This is a genomic window from Alphaproteobacteria bacterium (assembly GCA_015231795.1).
Classification (GTDB): Bacteria; Pseudomonadota; Alphaproteobacteria; order Rhodospirillales; family WMHbin7; genus WMHbin7.
The window spans coordinates 23343-42734 of sequence record JADGAX010000002.1 but is presented as its reverse complement, the minus strand read 5'-3'; the positions used below and the strand labels follow the sequence as shown (position 1 = coordinate 42734).

Genomic DNA, 19392 nt, shown 5'->3' with positions numbered 1-19392 from the left:
TACGATTCGCTTATGCGCCGCCAACCGCTTGCACGAGACCGGCTCATCTGCCTACTCTGACGGTAAGTTCGCGCTGTTTGGGAAGGAAACCGCCATGTCAGAGGCCAAGGAACCGATCCGCGCCCGCGACGACAGGGGCCGGGAAATCGTGATCGACCGCAAGACATGGCTCAGCGACGTTCTGCTGCCCAATATCGAAAAGGACTGGAACGAACCCGAAGCGCTCTATGGCCATATTCTGGGGGGGCTTGACGACGGTTTCGGCGAGGATCTGTTGCCAGCGGCCCAGCGCCTTAGCGAGATCGACCCTATGGCCGAGCGCGCCGCCTGCATCCATGCCATCGTGCTGATGCAGTTGAGGCTCTTCAACGAGGCGGAGATGCGCCTGCGAGGCCACATCGCCCGCTATGGCGAAGAGGGCGTCGTGCTGACCAACCTCGCCAAGGTTTTTTCCTTTCGTGGCGAAGAAGAAGAAGCCTATCGCCTACTTAGGCGCGCCCTGGCGCTTGATCCCAACCAGGACAATGCGCTGAACTGGTGGTGCGCCATTCACCACGAACGAGGCGGCGACGAGGCGGCGCGCCGTTCGCTGGAAGAAATCGACGCCGAGCCGGGCAGTTGGCGCGCCAAATTTGACCTTGCCAGCCTTTGCCTCAAGGAGAACAACCTTGAGGGAGCGCTTGCGCTTTACCGCCAGACGCTGGAGCTGAGCCGCGCGCCTGACGTTTTCCATCGGATCAGCGGCGAGATGGGGCAGGCGGGTCATATCGCCGAGATGCTGGCCCTTCTCGAGCCGCTCTTTGATCTTGACCAGCATGGCGTGGAGACAGGTCTCAATCTGGTCCGCGCCTATGCCCAGACAGGCGAGGCCGTGAAGGGACGGACCCTCTGGCGGCGCTTGAAGGCGCTGGGCCTCGCCCCCTTCGACGAAGTGCTGGCGGAACTGGAAGGACTTCTCAACAAGCCGGAATTTCTTCTGGCGGCGGCTCAATCGCAGGGCGGGTCGGATGCGTCGCCAGCGCCCGACGACAAGCAGCCGATGGAACTAATGATGGCGTCGGTCGATGGGCCGATCTGGACCCGAGGGCTTGACGACGCGGCCAGCTGGCTGATGGCTTCCTGTCAGGAAGGTCTTCGCCTTGAGATTCTGCCCCTGACCATCGCGCCCAGGGACGAGCAGGCCAAAAAACCCAGCATGGAGATCGAGGATGACGAAGGCCGCCAAAGCCGCGCCCTGCCGTTGTTTTTGGCCGAGATGCTGGGATTTAACGCAACCCTTCGGCCCAGAACCTTGATTCCGGCGCTGATCGGCAGGGGGCCGGTCGTGACGTCCGAACCCTGGCCGCTTGACCGTTTGCTTGACGATTTCGGACGCGGTGGCCCCCTATGGCTGGTGATGACCGGGCGCATGCCTGCAAAGGGGTTCGCAGCCAGGCTTGAAATCGACGTTTGGAATGGCGCCACCGGCGAAAAACTCACCACCGTCAAGCAGGTGGCGCGCAACGGCGCCGCGCTTGCGGCCCTCCAACTGGCAGCAAAGGTTCAAGAAACGTTGATCGCTCAGGGACTGGCGCAACCCCGTCAACCGCCGGATTGGTATGCGCCGCCGCAAGAGGCGGACCAGGAAGGCTGGCTTCTCGCCCTGGGACAATTGCTGGCGCAGCAGCATGCCCTGAACAAACTCATTCCGGCGGACCTGCTTTGGAACGAACACGGCATGTTCGAAACCCATTTTCACCTTGCCGAAACCACCTTCGGCTGGCCGCCCGCCGCCCTCTTGGCGGCAAGCAGCCTGCTGGCCGGTTTGGCCTATGGCTCGCCCGTCGCAAGCCGTTACACCAAGGCGCTGGAGCGGTTGCTGGACAGACATGAAGGCAAGGCAGACCCGGTCGACCGCCTTGCCCCCTTGGTTCGCTTGCGACTGAATGATCTGGCGGGTTTTCAAAAGGCCAAGGAGCGCCTGGCCTCAACGGGCGATCCGACTTATCGCCAATGGCTGGAGAAGATCGGTTAGTTCCCTATTTTCGCGGCGGACATCCGTTGCAGTCCCAATCTTGATACATGTCCAGATCGCGGATTCTTTTGTTCGTAACGTCGATCATGCAGGCGTTCCAGCCATAGGGATAAAGGCTGCCGTCCTTGCCGATGCCCGAATTTTCATAGGCGCAGGTCGCGTCCCTGAAACTCAGCCAAGCGATCTGCGCCTTCTTCAGGGCGGACGGATCCTCAAGCAGTTGCAGAAGTCGACGGTAGCTGGCGTTCAGCTTTTTATCAGACCGTTCATATTCCTGTCGCAGGCAGTCATTCATCTGCATCTGGCTGCCGTCCGAGCATTTTTCTTTGCTTTTCGCAGCAAAATCCCAGTCGCTGCCTTGGGCCATGGCGGAACCGGCGATCAAGAGCAGGATCAAGGCGAGCGGCGCGCGAGATATTTTCATTTCGTCCATCCAAGCAACAATCGACCCGCAACAGTGCAATATCCAGGGGCATGATTGCAAAGTGGAAAATGATGGAATGCGCCAAAGCCGGGAGAAAACGCCATTTTTCAGGAAAAGGCGGCCTTTTCTTCACTCCGAAGCCTCATTACACTTGCCGTGAATTTTCGGACCTGTTTCATCGCAGCAAGGAAGAGGCAGGTAAATGATTATGAGAAGGGCGCCGCTTCTACGAGCCTTGTTTCTTGCCCTGGGATTTGTGTGCGTGGCACTGGGTCTGCTGGGCGCCGTGCTGCCGGTTCTGCCGACGACGCCCTTCATGATCCTTGCCCTTTGGTGCTTCGCCCGCAGTTCGCAGCGCTTCCATCGGTGGCTGCTGAACCATAAAATGTTTGGTCCGTCCCTGCAGAAATGGGAACGACACCGGGTTATCCCGCTGGCCGCCAAGATCGCATCCATCGTCGCCATGACGGCCAGCATGGTCTATGTCGTTTTCTTCTCGCAAGCGCCCTGGTACGCCATGGCTGGCATGGGATTGGCGGTTGCCTATGCGGCTTGGTACATCCTGTCCAAGCCCAGTCGAATCCCTTGCCCTAGGGGCTGATTTGTCCTAGCTTGCCTCTGTCATTGGGGAGTAGCCGCCTTCGCATCCAGAAGGGGGCGCGTCAACAAACTTGGGCAATGCCGCTTGGCTTGCCCATGGCGCGTCCGGCCCATCGCATCGGGCATGGCAAGACCTTTGGCTTCGACCGTCACCCAGGGGGCTGGGCGGGACGGCGAGCCATAGGTTGCGTCCGTCCGGCCCCTTTTGGACTTTCAATGGAAGCCTTGCTCATATCGTCCTTCGTGGTGGCCATCGCCGAAATCGGCGACAAAACCCAGCTGCTGGCCTTGGTTCTGGCGGCTCGTTTTCGCAAGCCCGTCCCCATCATCCTGGGCATTTTGCTGGCGACCCTGGCCAATCACGGTCTGGCGGCCTGGGCGGGCGGCGCCCTGGCCCAATGGTTGGGGCTAGACTTGTTGCGCTGGATCCTTGGCCTTTCCTTCCTGGCCATGGCGGCCTGGATTCTGGTGCCCGACAAGGAAGACGAAGATGGCTTCGGCCTGGGGCGGCGTTACGGCCCTTTCCTGGCGACCCTGGCCACCTTCTTCCTGGTGGAAATCGGCGACAAGACGCAGATTGCCACCATCGCCCTGGCCGCCCGCTTCAACGATTTGATGCTAGTTACGTTGGGGACCACGCTGGGCATGATGCTGGCCAATGTGCCCGCCGTTCTGGTTGGCGAGGCGGCTGCTTCGAAAGTGCCTCTCAAATTGGTGCATGGCTTGGCGGCCGCCATCTTCGCCATTCTGGGTCTGCTGGCTCTGGCGGGTTTTGGTTTGCCCAACCTGGCGGCTGAACCTTGAAATGAGCGTCTTTGCAAGAAGATGGACTTATTCTAAGGTTTCTAGAAGACAGGGCGGGGGGAAACATGTCCGATCCACAGGTAGCCAAGCGCGAAGAGGCGATCTCGCACATCAACCGCAAGCGCGAGGTGGTGGCCATCTCCTTGCTGTGGTCGCAGACGGTTGATTTGTTCGCAGCCAAAGTGGCCCATGATCTGCGCCCGGCGCTTGAGCGCCTGCGCAAACAGTCTCCCGACGCCGTCAAGGTGCCGGTGGAAAGCATCGAAAGGACGGATGCTGGCTGGCGGGTCATGATCGACGGGTCGACGGGCGAGGAGCTGACGTTTGACGATCAGTCCGTCGGCGAAGTGGCGCGCATGCCCGGCGGCGGCTTGTTGAACTTGGCCAGCGACATGAAAGTGCTGCTGGAGGCTTTTGGCAAGGAAGCCCATGTGCCGCCCATCGAGCACCTGTCCTGGGCGGATACCGCCCAGCAATTCGACGCCAAGCCGGTGCCGGGGCGCTCTAGAACCTCGCTGATCTTAAAGGACGAGGGATTCGCCAAGCTGATCCTGACCGAGAAAGGGCCAAGCTGGGACCGCGCCCAGATCGATCCTTTCAAGATCGAGCAGGACTTCTACGGCCAGCGCAACGCCTATATCTTCATCGGCCAGGAGCCGGTCGATTCCCACAAATTCGATCTGGTGCGCCGCATGAAGCTGGGCAATCCGTCCTTGAAAGTGTTCTGGCTGGTGGGCGGCAATCAACTGAAACAGTTGTTCACCGAATATCGCGATTTTCTGTCGGTCGTCGACGTGGTCAGTTTCAATCTGGCCGAGGCGGCGGGATTCTTCGGCTTCGAGGCCCTGCGCAAACATCACCAGGACGCTTCGGAATTGCGCAAGATGGTGGCCCGCGAAATCAGTCGGCGCACCCTGGAGCTGGGGGCTTGGCATGTCGTGATCACCGATGGCGCCCGGGGAGCCAGTCTGGCCCGCAAGGCCAGGGGCGGACAGGTGGATTTCGTCTATTCGCCGTTGATCCACGAAAACGTGGTGCAGGTCGATCCCAAGGTGCACGAGGATACCGGCTGCGGCGACAGTTTCGCCGCCGCGGTGGCCGCCTATTTCCTGTCGAACCCTGAACGTTTCAAACTGAACGAGGCGGCCAATTTCGCCCACTACGTGGCGGGCATCGTCTTTCAGCGCTCCAGGCCCAATCTGACGGCCGAGGATTTAGATTACGTGGTGGCGGCACTTGCCAAGGCGCGCGCCGGAGGCCCGCTGGTGGCTCAGCGCCAAACCTTCGACCGCACGCGCAGCCAGATCCGTCCCTCGACCGTTGCGCCGCGCGGCCCTGCCAAGCGGGTGCTGGTGCTGCTGTTGGGCGGCGATCCGGCCGATCCCACCCAGCCGCATGTCACTGGCGCGGCGGCGGCTTTGTGGCGGCTGGGCGAAATGATGCGCACCGACGCCTATCCCTTGTCGCCCCTGGTGCGCATCGTGCCCAGGATTTCCACCAATCCGGCGGCCAGGGGCAAGACATGGCTGCATTACGCCGACCGGGCCGAACTGGACGGCATGGTGGAGCGAGGCGTGTTTTGCAAGGCGGTGGGCAACCAAGAGGACGAACCCAGAAACGGCGTGCTGCTTAGCGACCTGAGCGGACCGGACGGCGTTTATCTGCTTCGCGTTGGCTTGTGGGAAGCCATCGAGATTCTGTCCAGCGAGGATTTTGCCGAGTTGTTCGGCGACATCAAATTCTGGCATTTCGCCACCGAAAATGTAGACGAGCGCATCGCTTGGCACGCCCGCCAATGGGGTGTGACGAAAGAGCAGGGCCAGGAGATCGTGCGCCAGCAATTGCGGGAATATGTGGTCGAGCATATCGGCCCGCAGGTGCGTTTCAGCCACGCCAGGGCGACCAATCTTGAGGAATTCTACAAGGAAATGACCGAACAGTTGATCTTTCGGATCGACGAAATGCTGGCCGGTATGTTCAGACAGTCGCTTCGCTGACGGATTTGGGGACGCTCAGTCCGGTGTTCTGCGTCAGCGGCAAGGTAAAGCGGAAAACGCTGCCCTTGCCCAATTGCGATTCCGCCCAGATGCGCCCGCCATTGCGCAGCACGATGCGCTTGCAGATGGCCAAGCCTACGCCGGTGCCGGGATAGCCGCGATTGGCGTGAACCCGGCGGAACAGTTCGAAAACGTCCTGTTCCTCGGGATTGAAGCCGATGCCGTTGTCGGCGACGGAGAATTCAAGGAATTCGTCGGTCTGTTTGGCGGCCACCGAAATTTTGACTGTTCGGCTGGGATGGCGGAACTTGATGGCGTTGGCGATCAGATTTTGGAACAATTGCATCATCTGCACTTCATCGGCGACGACGCTGGGCAAGTCGCCGATTTCAAGGTCGGCGGCGCACTCCTTGATGGCGCTGTACAGATTCTCGATCGCTGCCCTGCAGGCCTGCGCGGATGAGATCAGATGCGGCGGGTGCGTGGTGACGGCGGTGCGCGAATAGGTCAGCAAGTCGTTGATCAGGGCGTACATGCGCTTGGCGCCGCCGACCACCAGATCGAAATACTCCTTGCCCTCGGGCCCGATCTTGTCGCGGTACTTGCGGTCGATCAGTTGGGTGTAGGTGGTGATGTTGCGCAGCGGCTCTTGCAGATCGTGCGAGGCGATGAAGGCGAAACGTTCAATTTCGGTGTTCAACTGGGTCAGATTGTCCACTGCGGCTTGCAGGTTCTCGGTGGTCTTGCGCAGTTGCGCCTCGCTTTGGCGTAGGGACTTCTCGGCCTCGATGTTGGACACCAAATCCATGACAAAGCCCGCCATCTCTTGCACGATGGCGGCGTCGCTCTGGCTGTAGTCGGTCAGCTTGTTGCCGACGCCCGCGATGGCCACCACGCGGCCCTGGCGAACGACCGGCACGGTCAGCTCGCGCTCGACCTTGGCATGTCCTTCGGGCATGCCCCGCTTGTTGGGCAGGCTGGCATAGTCGTTGTGGATGATGGGGGCCTTCGTCTTGACGCAGTCGGCCCACACGCCAGCCTGGCTGACTGGATAATGAGCGCCCTGTCCTTCGGCCTTGCACATATGGGCCAGCGTATTGGAAGACCATGCCTGAAGGGTCAAGTTCTCATGGTCCTCGTTGACGAAATGGAAGAAGCCTATTTTGCTGCCGGTTAGGTCTTCGGCCATGTCCAAAGTGGCGCGCAGCAGCTCTTCGACCTTGCCTTGCTGGGCCAGTTGTGACAGTTCCAAGCGACCGCGCAGCATCAGATTGTTCTTGCGACGCTCCGTGATGTCTTGGATGGTGCCCAGCATGCGCAGCGGCGCGCCTTGCTCGTCAACTTCGACCTCACCCAATCCATGGACCCAGCGTTCGACGCCGTCTCCCATGCGGATGATCGGGTAATCCCTGTCGAAGATCTGGTGGCGGTGCAGCACGTCATGCAGATAGGCGCGCATGCTTTCCCGCTGATCCGGGCGCACGATCGACAGCCAGCCTTCCGCTCCGCGAAGGTAATTCTGATCGATGCCGAAGATTTCATCCAGGATATCGGTGCTTGTCCACAGGTCGTTTCGAGCGTCGTAGGTATAGCTGCCGACGCGCGCGACCTTCTGCGCCTCGAAGAAGATGCGCTCACGGCTTTTGGCATCAGTAATGTCGGTATCGGTACCGACGACGCGCGCCGGCCTGCCGTCGGACGTGTAGGAAAAGACCGTGCCCTGGGCGCGGATCCATCGATAGGTTCCGTCCTTGCAACGCAACCGATACTCGCCCTGAAACGTCTTCGATTGCTTGGTTTCCAGCTTTTCGACTTTACCCAGGCAGGCGGACAGGTCGTCGGGGTGAATACGGCTTACCCACTCGGTCATATCGTTGCCGATCTCGTGATCGGCATAGCCCAGATTCTCTTTCCATAGGCGGGAGTAGAAGGTCTTGCGGGTTTGCAGATTGGCGTCCCACACGCCATGCCCGGCCCCTTCCAGGGCCAAGATCCATCGCTGTTCGTCTTCGGCATGGCTGATGGCCATGCCCAGATCGGTGGCCATGGTTTCCAGAAACTGCGTCTCGACATCGTCGAAGGCGTGCGGCTTGCTGGAATAAAGGGTAAGTGCGGCCCGAAGTTCCCCCGAGACATTGACCGGCAGAGCCAATAAGGAGCGGTAACCGAGGTCGATGGCTGATTTTCGCCAATCGACGTCGCAGCTTTCCTTTTTGAAGTCGTCGCAGCGAAAGAGGCATCCTTGCAACAAGGCCGCGATTATGGGGCTGGGGGGCGAATTGACGGGGTTCAGCTCCAGTTCCAACTTGCGGGCAAGCGAGGCGTCGCCGCCCGCCGTCGCCACGATGTCGATCCTCTGGCGGGCTTCGTCGGTGCGCCCGATCCAGGCCAGCTGATAGCCGCCTTTGTCGATGGCGATTTGGCAGAGTTCTTGAAACAGCTCGGCCATGTCGCGCGTCTTGATGATGACCCGGCTGGCTTCGCTCAACGTGTCTTGAATGGCGTCGATGCTCTTGGACTTGTCTTGCAAGCGCGTCTGATGAATTTGCGCTAGGCGAATCAGGCAGTAGACGATCAGCGTGGTGACCGCGATATATCCCCAGCCTTTGTAGGTCTGGTAATTGGTCAGCTCGTAGGCGTCGTCGGCGAGCTTGGCGAAATACTGATCGCTGTAGAAAATCCACAGCAAGCCGGACAGGGCGTAGACCCCCGCCAGCAGAATGGCCCCCATATGCTGTGAGACGCGATGCATTTCAAAATATCTCTTTGCCGTCAGCGATCTTAAACCCTTTGACAGCGCCTGCAAGGTTTCTGGGCGATGGCGGAAAAAATTCACGCAGCGCAAGATTTCGTAAGCATATGATTATCTGCATATGCGGGATACGCTTGCAAAGCCGGTTATTCGACCGTTTGAAATTGATCGACAATTCTCAGCCACCAGCTTGCGCCGATGGGCAAAACAGCATCGTTGAAGTCATAGGCCGGATGATGCAATCCGAAAGCGCCGTCTGCGCCCGCTCCCAGCCAAGCATAGGCGCCGGGCCTTTCGGCCAACAAAAAGGCGAAATCCTCGGCCCCCATCGATGGCGGCAGGTTGGTCAGCACTTCCTCTTCGCCTAGGATCGAAGCGGCGGCGCGGGCCGCCAAGTCTGCCGGACCCTTGGCGTTGATGGTGGGGGGATAGCGCCGGTCATAGACGATATCGGCTTGCTGGCCAGCCGCCAAGGCAAGGGCGGAAACGATTTCGTGAACGCGCCGCTCGAGGAAGGCGCGGGTTTCGGGCTTCAAGGCCCTGACCGTGCCGCGCAGCAGGGCTTGGTTTGGCATGACGTTCCAGGTCTTGCCCGCCTCGATCTGCGTAATGCTGACTACGGCGGAATCCAGGGGATCTATTTCGCGGGCGACCAACCCTTGTAGGGCGGCAACAATTTGGGCGGCGCACAACACCACATCTTGGGTCTGATGGGGCATGGCCGCATGGCCGCCTTTTCCATGCAGGGTGATTTCCAACAGATCGCAGGCGGCCATCATGGGGCCCTCGCGGACGGCCATTTTACCGGCGGGCAGACCGGGCCAGTTGTGCAGGCCAAAGATGGCGTCGGTCGGAAAGCGGCTGAACAACCCCTCTTCGACCAGTTTTCTGGCACCCGCCTCGTTTTCCTCGGCGGGTTGAAACAAAAAATGCACGGTCGCGTCTGGATTCTTGCGGGCCGACAGGCATTTCGCGGCCCCCAGCAGCATGGCCATATGGCCGTCATGGCCGCAGCCATGCATGCGCCCCTGATGACGCGAGTGATGCGGGCGTTTGGAAGGCGCTTCGTCGAGCGCCAGCCCGTCCATGTCGGCGCGCAGCATGACGGCGCGCTGCCCTTTGCCCGGCAAGCTGCCTACGACCCCGGTGCCCGCCAAGCCGGTGGTGACAAGGCATCCGAACGAGGCCAGCAGTTCGGCCACCCGTCCGGCGGTGCGTCGCTCTTGATAGGCCGTTTCGGGATGGGCATGAAAATCGCGCCGCCAAGCGGTCATTTCCGGCAGCAGGTCGGCGATGGCAGGGTCCAGCTTCATGCGCGAAGGATAGGCTTTGATCGGCCCGCCGCCAAGTCCGCTGGCTTGCTTAATGCTGGAAGAGCGCTTGAATTTCTGTTAACATCTTATTTCGGTTTGGTTAATTGATCTGCATTTTGCGTGGGACCCAAGGGTGGTTATCGATCCCCTTTCAACCCAGGCGACATCCCGCGTTGTCGAACTGCAACGTGGCTCGGGCGACGAGAAGCGCCGTCAGGATTCAGCCGCCTCCTTTCTTCCCCGGCCCTTTGTCGCCGGCGGGAGCGGCTTTGCCGCCAACGATGCGCCAAAGCCCGGCGACGATCTGTCCGCAGTTGGCGGGCGGGCTAGGAAAAGCGGGCGGGCGACGGCGGCGGACAGCGCGCAAAAATCAGATTCCGCTTCGCCCGACGATAGCTTTCCGTCCTTCCTGCGCGAGGCGGCGGATCTGGTGCAGAACGATCGCCGATCGTTGTTCGCCGCCGTCGGTTTTTCGACGCAGCAATTGGCCGAGGAAAGCGGACAAGAAGACGAAACCAGCCTCGAAGCGCGCCAGGGCAAAAGCCTGGAAGCCAGCCTCGCCTATGGTTCGGTTCAAAAGCGCGGCGACGGCCGTCCGCCCCCCGTGACCGAGCCGCAACTGGTGACCGAGTCCGGGGTGTTGATGGGGTTCGGCGCCTTCGACGACCTGTCCAGGCTGGATGTAACCGTCTAAACCAATTTTATTTAGAAGAAGTCTAAACAGCGGCTGTTGCCAGCCGTCCACAAGCGAGCGAGTTTGAGTTGTCTATTCAAAGTAGAACATGATACCCATGGAAATAACCGGTAAGTCGGATTGCCTTTTCGCACTTAAGTTCGTACTAATTCCGGGCAGAGAAAGAATCTGTCCAGGGTTTTTGTCGACGAATTGAAAGATGGCCAAGAAAATGCCGAAGCAGGGAAAGCCGGCAAACCGTGCCGGAGACATTGATCGCCATGTCGGCGTGCGCATTCGTGAGCGGCGCGTCATGCTGGGCTTCTCGCAGCAGCAGATGGCCGACCTGATTGGCGTCACCTATCAGCAAGCGCACAAATACGAGCGCGGGATCAACCGCATTTCGGCGGGTCGCCTTTACGAGATCGCCCAAGTGCTGGGCGTGACGGTCAGCTTCTTCTTCGAAGGATTGGAAGAGCAGCGCGATCCCGACCTGTCGGCCCGTCAGCGCATGTGCCTGGAACTGGCCCGCAACTTCTCGATGATCAACAACGAGCGCCATCAAGACGTGCTGTCGCATCTGGCGCGCGTTCTGGCCACGGAATGCTGAACGGTTAACGCTTTTTTTCCGCTTGCCGTGCGACGACGGTCCTTCCCGTTCATCGAGGTTGCCGCCATGCGAAAATCGTTCCCCATTGCCGCTATTGCCGTGCTTGCCCTATCGGCGCCCCTGCGGGCCGAACCCGCGAAACTTCTGTCGCGTACGGGCGACTGGGAGGCCTACAGCTATGGCAGCGGTCAGGCCAAGGTTTGCTATGCCGCCAGCCAGGTCAAGAAAAGCGTCGGCGACGTGCCGGGCCGCAAGGGCGCTTATGTCATGATCACGCATGGGCCAGGCAAGGCTGCCAACGTGCCCAGCATCACCTTGGGCTTTGCCGCAAAGGACGGATCGGAGGCTGAGGCGGAACTGGGCAAAAGCGCCATCAGTTTTTACACGAGTGACGACACGGCCTGGGCCAGAACCGGCGACGACGAGCGTTTTCTCAAGGCCATGCTGAAAGAAAAGACGCTGACCGTCAAAGCGACACCCGCCAAGGGAAAGCCGGTCGCCGACAGTTACTCGCTTTTGGGCTTTCCCGAGGCTTACCGAGAAATCGGCAAGGCTTGCGGCGTCAAGTGATCCGCCTCGCACGGCAAACAAAAAAACGGCGCCCGAAGGCGCCGTTTTCCTTATGCGATAACGTCAAGCCTCAGGGCACGACGATCTCGACGCGACGGTTCTTAAGCTCGCGCGTATCGGCGGGCGTCTGAACCAGAAGCGACGTGTCGCCCTTGGCTGCCGTGGCGACGGCCTTGGCGTCGATGCCCTTCTTGACCATGGCGGCCTTGACGGCATCGGCGCGCTTGACCGACAGCTGCATGTTGTAGGCGCTGCCCTTGGGGCCGGAATTGTCGGCATGGCCCACCAGATGGATCGCCTTGGAACCGCGCTTCTTGGCTTCGGCCACTGCGTCGGCAATGGTCTTGGCCGCCTCGGCGGTGATGTCGGTCTTGTTCAGGTCGAAATAGACCTGGAAGCTCTTGGCGGGCAGCGGAGCGACGACGACCTTGCCGACGCACTGCGGAATCGCCTTCATATAGCCGTCCTTGGCCATGGCGATATGGTCGGCCTGATGGCCTTCCTCTTGCTGTTCCATCCAATGTTCGAACCAGGTCTGCGACAAGGCGCAAGCGTCGGGATTGACTTCCGGCGCATTGGTGGCCAGAGCGGCAGTCAGCTTGGCGTGGGCGGCCTTGATCTCGTCAACGCCAGCCTTCAGCGAACGCTGCTCGACCGGCTGCACGCCGACGGCCTTGCCTTCGCCAGCCATGCGAGCGCGGCTGTTGAAGAAAGCCACCGACGACCAGTCGCCTTCCTTGACTTCGAACGCGGCGCGCTCGACATAACGCTTGTGCAGAGCCTGACTGAAAGCGCTGCCCGTCGGCTTCATGGCGGCGACACCGGCGGTGTCCCAGTCGTTGGTTCCGGCGGCGCAGGCCGACAACAGAACCATTCCGGCGAAAGCCGGCAAAATGCGCGATAACTTCATGATTAACCCCAACTTAGAATAACTTAGCCTCGGAATGCTTCTTCGGCCTTCAATTTGAATATTAAAACAATTCTTAATAAATACCAAGCCGAACGAATCATGAATCATTGAATTAATTAGGTAAATTCCGGGGGATGACATGCGATTCTTCTTTTCTGCAGCATGGTTGCCACCTATATCCCCGTCATGACGAAGAACGCGAGCGTGCAAGATTTGATCGGGCTTGACCGGGAGGAACTGGCGGCCCTGCTGGTGCAGATTGGCGAGAAGCCTTTCCGCGTCAAGCAGCTTTGGCACTGGCTATATTATCAAGGGGCCAGCGATTTCGCCGCCATGACCAGCCTGGGCAAGAATTTGCGTCAGCGCTTGCAAGATGGATTCATCGCAGGCCGCCCCGGCGTGGCGCGCGATCAGCAATCGGTGGATGGAACGCGCAAATGGCTGCTGGGCTTTGAGGACGGCAATGAAGCGGAAACCGTCTATATTCCCGATATGGACGAAGAAGGCGGCGCACTTTGCGTCTCTACCCAGGTTGGGTGCACGCTGACCTGCCGCTTTTGCCACACCGGCACGCAGCTTCTGGTGCGCAATCTGGAAGCGCGCGAGATTTTGGGCCAGTTCATGTCGGCAAGGGACGCCTTGGGCGAGTGGCCAACGCCCACCGACGCCGTGCGCAAGATTTCGAACATCGTCGTCATGGGCATGGGCGAGCCTTTGTTCAACTACGACGCCTTGAAAAAGGCGCTGCTGATCTTGATGGACAATGAAGGTCTGGCGATGTCCAGGCGGCGCATCACGGTTTCAACCTCGGGCGTGGCGCCGATGATTTCCAGATTGGGCGCGGAGACCGGGGTCAATCTGGCCATATCGCTGCATGCCGTGACCGACGAGTTGCGCGACCAAATCATGCCCATCAACAAGAAATATCCGCTGGCCCAGTTGATGACGGCGTGCCGCAACTATCCCGGCCTGTCCAACGCCAGGCGCATCACTTTCGAATATCTGATGTTGAAGGGTCTGAACGACAGTTTGGCCGACGCCAAGGAGCTGCTGCGCTTGGTGGGCGACATTCCCGCCAAATTCAATCTGATTCCCTTCAATCCCTGGCCAGGGGCGCCCTTCGAGACCCCTTCCCTCGACAGTGTGAAGCGCTTCTCGGATTATTTGTTCGAACAGGGCTATTCCGCCCCCATCCGCAGGCCCAGGGGACAGGATATCCTGGCCGCCTGCGGCCAATTGCGATCAGAAAGCGTTCGCGAGCGCCAAACGCTGGCCAAAGCAAGGTTGTTGGCGGGAATCGAAGACGACCAACATGAGGGCAAGGGCGTCGCCTGAGACCCTCCTCCGTCCGCCTATTCCAGCCCTTCCAATTATATATTTCCTGAAAGAAGCCTTGCCGGGCTTGCAGTCTTGCGCCGTCGGCGTATAGTCATTGCCAAGTCACGATAAAAAATAATGCCGCGATAATTTTCGGCATGGCTCTTAAACTGTAATCAATCTGTAAATTAAATGAAATGCGGCAAGAAATTCAGCGTTCCATTTCTTGAAATGGACCTCGCCTTTTCCTGCGATCTGGCCTGTTCAGGCTGCACGCATTACTCGAATTATGGAAATAAAGGCCACGTTTCCTTCGACATAGGTGGGAAATGGTTGCGAAATTGGGCCAAGCGCCTGACCCCTGACACATTTTCCATGCTGGGCGGCGAGCCGATGTTCAATCCCGACCTGCTTTCCTATTTGCGTTTGGCTCATGAATTATGGCCCGAATCCGAACGGGTCCTTATCAGCAATGGGCTTAACCATGCCCGACATCCGCAGCTGTTCGAAACCTTGGCGACGACCCATACAAGGCTGGACATCAGTTTCCATTCCTACAAGGACGTCCCCTATCTGGACCGCTTCAACCAGTCGCTGTTCGAGATCGAGAAGGAACGCCACCGCCTGGGGTTCAAACTTGGGTTCAGGCCCAGCGAATTCACGTTTTACCGCACCTATCAGGGCGAAGGGGCCGCAATGCGGCCCTACGCGCACAACGACCCCCTGGCGTCCTGGACCGTCTGTTTGGGCAAGCAATGCATGACGCTGCACCGCGGACTGATGTGGAAGTGCCCCCCGCTGGCCTTTCTGGAACTGGTGGCGGGGCGCTTCGGCTTGGACGCGGTCAAGGACTGGCAACCCTATCTGGCCTATCAGCCGCTGGCGGCTTCGGCAAGCGACGTTGAACTGGGCGTTTTTTTGAGGCGAGAAGAGGAATCTTGCTGCGCCATGTGCCCGACGCGCTATGAGTATCAAGAGCATGGACTGGTTTCGCGCTTGGCCAAAAGAGTGGCCTAGCTCTTGCGCGCCCCCTAACTTCGCCTATACTGCCGCCCGGTTTTCATTCATCCGAAGGCAATTTCCTCATGGCGACAAAGAAAAGCGGCATCAAGAAGGTCGTGCTGGCCTATTCCGGTGGCCTTGACACCTCGATCATCCTGCGCTGGCTGCAAGACACCTATGCCTGCGAAGTCGTGACCTTCACCGCCGACATCGGCCAGGGCGAGGAGTTGGAACCCGCCCGCAAGAAGGCCGAGATGATGGGCATCAAGGAAATCTACATCGACGACCTGAAGGAAGAGTTCGTCCGCGATTTCGTCTACCCCATGATGCGGGCCAACGCCTTGTACGAAGGCGTCTATCTGCTGGGCACTTCGATCGCCAGACCCCTGATCGGCAAGCGCCAGATCGAAATCGCGCAAATGACCGGCGCCGACGCCGTCTGCCATGGCGCCACCGGCAAGGGCAATGACCAGGTGCGTTTCGAACTGACCTATTACGCGCTCAATCCCGGCATCAAGGTGATCGCGCCCTGGCGCGAATGGGACTTGAACTCGCGCACCAAACTGATCGATTACGCCGAGAAGCACCAGATTCCCATCGCCAAGGACAAGCGCGGCGAAGCGCCTTATTCGATGGACGCCAACCTCTTGCACATCTCCTATGAAGGCAAGGCGCTGGAAGATCCCTGGCATGAACCCGACGAGGACATCTGGCGTCTGACCGTGTCGCCCGAAAAGGCGCCGGATCAGCCGGAATATCTGGAAGTCGACTTCGTGGGCGGCGATGCGGTGGCGGTGAACGGCCAGAAACTCTCGCCCGGCCTGCTGCTGGCCAAGTTGAACGAAATCGCGGGCCGCCATGGCGTGGGCCGCCTTGATCTGGTCGAAAACCGCTTCGTCGGCATGAAAAGCCGGGGCGCTTACGAAACGCCGGGCGGCACGCTTTTGCACATGGCGCACCGCGCGGTGGAAAGCCTGACCTTGGACCGCGAGGCGGCGCATCTGAAGGACAGCCTGATGCCCCGCTATGCCGAACTGATCTATTACGGCTTCTGGTTCGCGCCCGAGCGCCTGGCGCTGCAGGCCCTGATCGACAAGACGCAAGAGCGCGTCACCGGCACGGCCAGGCTGAAACTGTACAAGGGCAACGCCCGCGTGGTGGGCAGGAAGTCGCCCCATTCCCTCTATCGCCTCGATTACGTCACCTTCGAGGAGGACTCGGTCTACGACCAGCACGACGCCGAAGGCTTCATCAAGCTGAACGCCCTGCGTCTGCGCCTGGGCAAGATGGCCGAGGGCAGGTAGGTAGGCTGCTGCCAGCCCTTTCAGCCTTCCCCTACGTGAAGGCTGAAGAACGTATTGGATGGCCGGGTTTGTCCCGGCCATCGACATTTGGGGGAAATTAGAACATCCTGATACATAAAATAATTTTGCCCTTATATTTTTTGTAGGGTGTTGACCCGGGAAGCCAATTTCGTTACCTGTTAAGGTGTTGACGTGCAGGGAAACAAGGGACGCAAGATCCCGGCCTGGACAGGGCATCAAGGTTTGAGGAGGAGGCAGCGTGATGGCTTTGTGCCGTATTGCGTGGTCCATGCAGGCGCGTCGCGGGACGGGCCGGGATGGGCTGAATGGTTAGGGGCGCGCCTGATCTTTCCGTTCACGACACTTTTCCAAAATTAATGCTCTATCACGCCGCCGTCCGGGGCACGCATCCGGCTTGGCGCGAAAAGGATTTCGGCATCTGGCAGACCTGGAACTGGAGCGAAGTGGCCCAGGAAGTGCGCGCCTTCGCCATGGGATTGAAGGCGCTGGGATTCAGGCGGGGCGACCGTCTGGCCATCGTGGGCGACAACCGACCCCACCTGTATTGGAGCATGCTGGCCGCCCAATCGCTGGGCGGGGTGCCGGTGCCGATGTATCAGGATGCCGTGGCCAATGAAATGCGTTATGTGCTCAGCCATGCCGAGGTGCGCTTCGCCGTGGTCGAGGACCAAGAGCAGGTCGACAAGCTGCTTGAAATCAAAGGCGACTGCGCCACGCTCGATCACATCATTTTCAGCGACCCCAGAGGCCTGCGCAATTATCCGCAGCCCTTTCTGACCAGTTTCGCCAAGGTGCAGGAATTGGGACGCGGCGAGGAATCGACCCATCCCGACTTCTTCGAAAACAGCATCGCCCAGGGCAAGGCCCAGGATCTGTCGGTCATTCTTTACACCTCAGGCACCACGGGTCAGTCGAAGGGGGTCATGCTGGCCTTTTCGAACGTCATCATGTCGGCCAAGGGCGCCATCGATTTCGACCGCCTGACCGGCGACGAGGAAGTGCTGGCCTATCTGCCCATGGCCTGGGTGGGCGATCACATCTACTCGTTCGGCGAATCCCTGGTCGCGGGCTTTTGCGTGGCCTGCCCGGAAAGTTCGAACACCGTCATGCACGATCTGCGCGAACTGGGTCCCACCTTCTTCTTCGCTCCGCCGCGCATCTTCGAGAATCTGCTGACCCAGGTGATGATCCGCATGGAAGACGCCGGGCGCATCAAGCGGTCGATGTTCCACTATTTCATGGCGGTGGCCAAACGGTGCGGCGCCGCCATTCTGGACGGCAACAAGCCGGTCAGCCTGAGCGACCGGTTGCTTTATGCGCTGGGACGCATCCTCGTTTACGGACCGCTGCTGAACGTGTTGGGCTTTACGCGCATCCGGCTGGCCCATACGGCGGGAGAGGCGATCGGTCCCGACATTTTCCGCTTCTATCGCTCGCTGGGCGTCAACATCAAGCAGATCTACGGCTCGACCGAGGCCAGCGTCTTCATCACCATTCAGCCCGACGGCATGATCAAGGACGATACGGTGGGCGTGCCCGTGCCCGGCGTGGAATTGAAGATGGCCGACAGCGGCGAGGTCTTGTTCAGAAGCCCCGGCGCCTTCCTGGCCTATTTCAAGAACGATGAAGGCACCAAGGCTACCAAGACCGACGACGGATGGGTCAGCACCGGCGACGCCGGATTCCTGGACGACGACGGGCACCTGAAAATCATCGACCGCGCCAAGGATGTGGGCAAGCTGAACTCGGGCGGCATGTTCGCGCCCAAATATATCGAGAACAAGCTGAAATTCTTTCCCTTCATCAAGGAGGCGGTGGCCTACGGCGATGGGCGCGATTACGTGGCCTGCTTCCTCAATTTCGACATCGAGGCGGTGGGCAACTGGGCCGAACGCAAGGGGCTGGCCTATTCGGGCTACAACGATCTGGCCTGCAAGCCCGAGGTTTACAGCCTGCTGGCCGATTGCGTCGATCAGGTGAATCGTGATCTGGCGAACGATCCGCACCTGTCCGCCTCGCAGGTCAAGCGCTTCCTGATTCTGCACAAGGAGCTGGACGCCGACGACGGCGAGCTGACCCGTACGCGCAAGGTTCGCAGAGGCTTCATCGCCGAGAAATACGCCGAGTTGGTGACGGCGCTTTATTCCGGCCAGTCACATTGCGACATCGAGGCGCAGGTCACCTTCGAGGATGGCCGCAAGGGCACGATCAAGGCCAATATCGCCATCCAGGACGCGCAGATTTACCAGCCCATGAAGAAGGCGGGGTGAGATGAATTCCCAAGCGACAAAGCAAATCGGCGACGTTATCTTGCGCTGCGACAACATCAGCCTGTCCTTCGGCGGCGTGCGTGCGCTCACCAACATTTCGATCGACGTGCGCGAGCACGAGATTTTGGCCATCATCGGCCCCAACGGGGCGGGCAAAAGCTCGATGCTGAACGTCATCAACGGCGTTTACCATCCGCAGGAAGGCACCGTGACCTATCAGGGCCAGACAAGGCGCGCCATGAAGCCGCACGAAACGGCCAGGCACGGCATCGCCCGCACCTTCCAGAACATCGCCCTATTCAAGGGCATGAGCGTTCTCGACAACATCATGACCGGCCGCTACACCAAGATGAAGCGCAACTTCCTGTGGCAGGCGCTGTATGTGGGACCAAATTTGAAGGAGGAGATCGAGCATCGCGAAGTGTGCGAGCGCGTCATCGATTTTCTGCAGATCGAAAACATCCGCAAGACCCCGGTGGGCCGTCTGCCCTACGGCTTGCAAAAGCGCGTCGAGCTTGGCCGGGCGCTGGCCGCCGAGCCGCAACTGCTGCTGCTTGACGAGCCGATGGCGGGCATGAATGTCGAGGAAAAAGAGGATATGTGCCGCTTTATCCTGGACGTCAACGACGAGTTCGGCACCACCATCGTGCTGATCGAGCACGACATGGGGGTGGTGATGGACATCTCGGATCGCGTGGCCGTGCTCGATTACGGCAAGAAGATCGCCGACGGCTCGCCCGCCGAGGTGCGCGCCAACCAAGATGTCATCGACGCCTATCTCGGCGTGGCGCATTGAGATGAGGGGATAGGC

The 19392-nt window shown here is 59.8% G+C and carries 17 protein-coding genes; 13 read left to right on the top strand and 4 right to left on the bottom strand.

The window, feature by feature from the left end; all coding sequences use genetic code 11:
* Nucleotides 1-94: 94 nt before the first annotated feature.
* Nucleotides 95-2014, top strand: a complete 1920-nt coding sequence (locus tag HQL44_04440) for a hypothetical protein (GenBank protein ID MBF0267818.1) — start codon at nucleotides 95-97, stop codon at nucleotides 2012-2014.
* Between the two features lie 4 nt (nucleotides 2015-2018).
* On the opposite strand, the gene HQL44_04435 is transcribed toward HQL44_04440, so the two are convergent.
* The gene (locus HQL44_04435; GenBank protein ID MBF0267817.1) at nucleotides 2019-2438 is read right to left on the bottom strand and encodes a DUF1311 domain-containing protein; all 420 of its coding nucleotides are present in this window, start codon (nucleotides 2436-2438) and stop codon (nucleotides 2019-2021) included.
* 50 nt (nucleotides 2439-2488) lie between these two features.
* Here HQL44_04435 and HQL44_04430 point away from each other — a divergent pair, with 50 nt between their 5' ends.
* The 4 genes from HQL44_04430 to HQL44_04415 all read left to right on the top strand — a co-directional run bounded on the left by HQL44_04430 (nucleotide 2489) and on the right by HQL44_04415 (nucleotide 5839).
* Entirely contained in the window at nucleotides 2489-2644 is a 156-nt protein-coding gene (locus tag HQL44_04430) for a hypothetical protein (protein MBF0267816.1), read from the top strand.
* A gap of 2 nt (nucleotides 2645-2646) precedes the next feature.
* Complete coding sequence (locus tag HQL44_04425; protein ID MBF0267815.1) at nucleotides 2647-3039, top strand: YbaN family protein; 393 nt, start codon at nucleotides 2647-2649, stop codon at nucleotides 3037-3039.
* A gap of 215 nt (nucleotides 3040-3254) precedes the next feature.
* Entirely contained in the window at nucleotides 3255-3842 is a 588-nt protein-coding gene (locus HQL44_04420; GenBank protein ID MBF0267814.1) for a TMEM165/GDT1 family protein, read from the top strand.
* A 65-nt stretch (nucleotides 3843-3907) separates the two neighbouring features.
* On the top strand, nucleotides 3908-5839 hold the full coding sequence (locus HQL44_04415) for a carbohydrate kinase family protein (protein ID MBF0267813.1): 1932 nt from the start codon (nucleotides 3908-3910) through the stop codon (nucleotides 5837-5839).
* Here the strand turns inward: HQL44_04415 and HQL44_04410 are convergent.
* Nucleotides 5820-8591, bottom strand: coding sequence for a GAF domain-containing protein (locus HQL44_04410; GenBank protein ID MBF0267812.1), 2772 nt, complete (start codon nucleotides 8589-8591; stop codon nucleotides 5820-5822). The genes HQL44_04415 and HQL44_04410 overlap by 20 nt on opposite strands.
* Before the next feature lie 146 nt (nucleotides 8592-8737).
* Nucleotides 8738-9904 carry an amidohydrolase gene (locus HQL44_04405; protein MBF0267811.1) on the bottom strand — a complete coding sequence of 389 codons (1167 nt, stop codon included), beginning with the start codon at nucleotides 9902-9904 and terminating at the stop codon, nucleotides 8738-8740.
* A 133-nt stretch (nucleotides 9905-10037) separates the two neighbouring features.
* Between HQL44_04405 and HQL44_04400 the strand changes: the two genes are divergently transcribed.
* From HQL44_04400 to HQL44_04390, 3 genes are all read left to right on the top strand, one after another.
* A complete protein-coding gene (locus HQL44_04400) occupies nucleotides 10038-10598 on the top strand; it encodes a hypothetical protein (protein MBF0267810.1) in 561 nt (186 codons plus the stop codon).
* A 199-nt stretch (nucleotides 10599-10797) separates the two neighbouring features.
* Nucleotides 10798-11187 (top strand): helix-turn-helix transcriptional regulator, encoded by a 390-nt coding sequence (locus HQL44_04395; GenBank protein ID MBF0267809.1) that lies wholly within the window; start codon nucleotides 10798-10800, stop codon nucleotides 11185-11187.
* A 66-nt stretch (nucleotides 11188-11253) separates the two neighbouring features.
* A complete protein-coding gene (locus HQL44_04390) occupies nucleotides 11254-11757 on the top strand; it encodes a hypothetical protein (protein MBF0267808.1) in 504 nt (167 codons plus the stop codon).
* 70 nt (nucleotides 11758-11827) lie between these two features.
* On the opposite strand, the gene HQL44_04385 is transcribed toward HQL44_04390, so the two are convergent.
* Nucleotides 11828-12667 (bottom strand): OmpA family protein, encoded by an 840-nt coding sequence (locus tag HQL44_04385; protein MBF0267807.1) that lies wholly within the window; start codon nucleotides 12665-12667, stop codon nucleotides 11828-11830.
* A 162-nt stretch (nucleotides 12668-12829) separates the two neighbouring features.
* Here HQL44_04385 and rlmN point away from each other — a divergent pair, with 162 nt between their 5' ends.
* From rlmN to HQL44_04360, 5 genes are all read left to right on the top strand, one after another.
* Nucleotides 12830-14002 (top strand): 23S rRNA (adenine(2503)-C(2))-methyltransferase RlmN, encoded by a 1173-nt coding sequence (rlmN, locus tag HQL44_04380; protein MBF0267806.1) that lies wholly within the window; start codon nucleotides 12830-12832, stop codon nucleotides 14000-14002.
* A 174-nt stretch (nucleotides 14003-14176) separates the two neighbouring features.
* Entirely contained in the window at nucleotides 14177-15001 is an 825-nt protein-coding gene (locus tag HQL44_04375; protein ID MBF0267805.1) for a radical SAM protein, read from the top strand.
* Between the two features lie 68 nt (nucleotides 15002-15069).
* Complete coding sequence (locus HQL44_04370) at nucleotides 15070-16290, top strand: argininosuccinate synthase (protein MBF0267804.1); 1221 nt, start codon at nucleotides 15070-15072, stop codon at nucleotides 16288-16290.
* Between the two features lie 326 nt (nucleotides 16291-16616).
* Nucleotides 16617-18581, top strand: a complete 1965-nt coding sequence (locus HQL44_04365; GenBank protein ID MBF0267803.1) for an AMP-binding protein — start codon at nucleotides 16617-16619, stop codon at nucleotides 18579-18581.
* Nucleotide 18582: 1 nt separating this feature from the next.
* Entirely contained in the window at nucleotides 18583-19377 is a 795-nt protein-coding gene (locus HQL44_04360) for an ABC transporter ATP-binding protein (protein MBF0267802.1), read from the top strand.
* The last annotated feature ends 15 nt before the right edge of the window (nucleotides 19378-19392 follow it).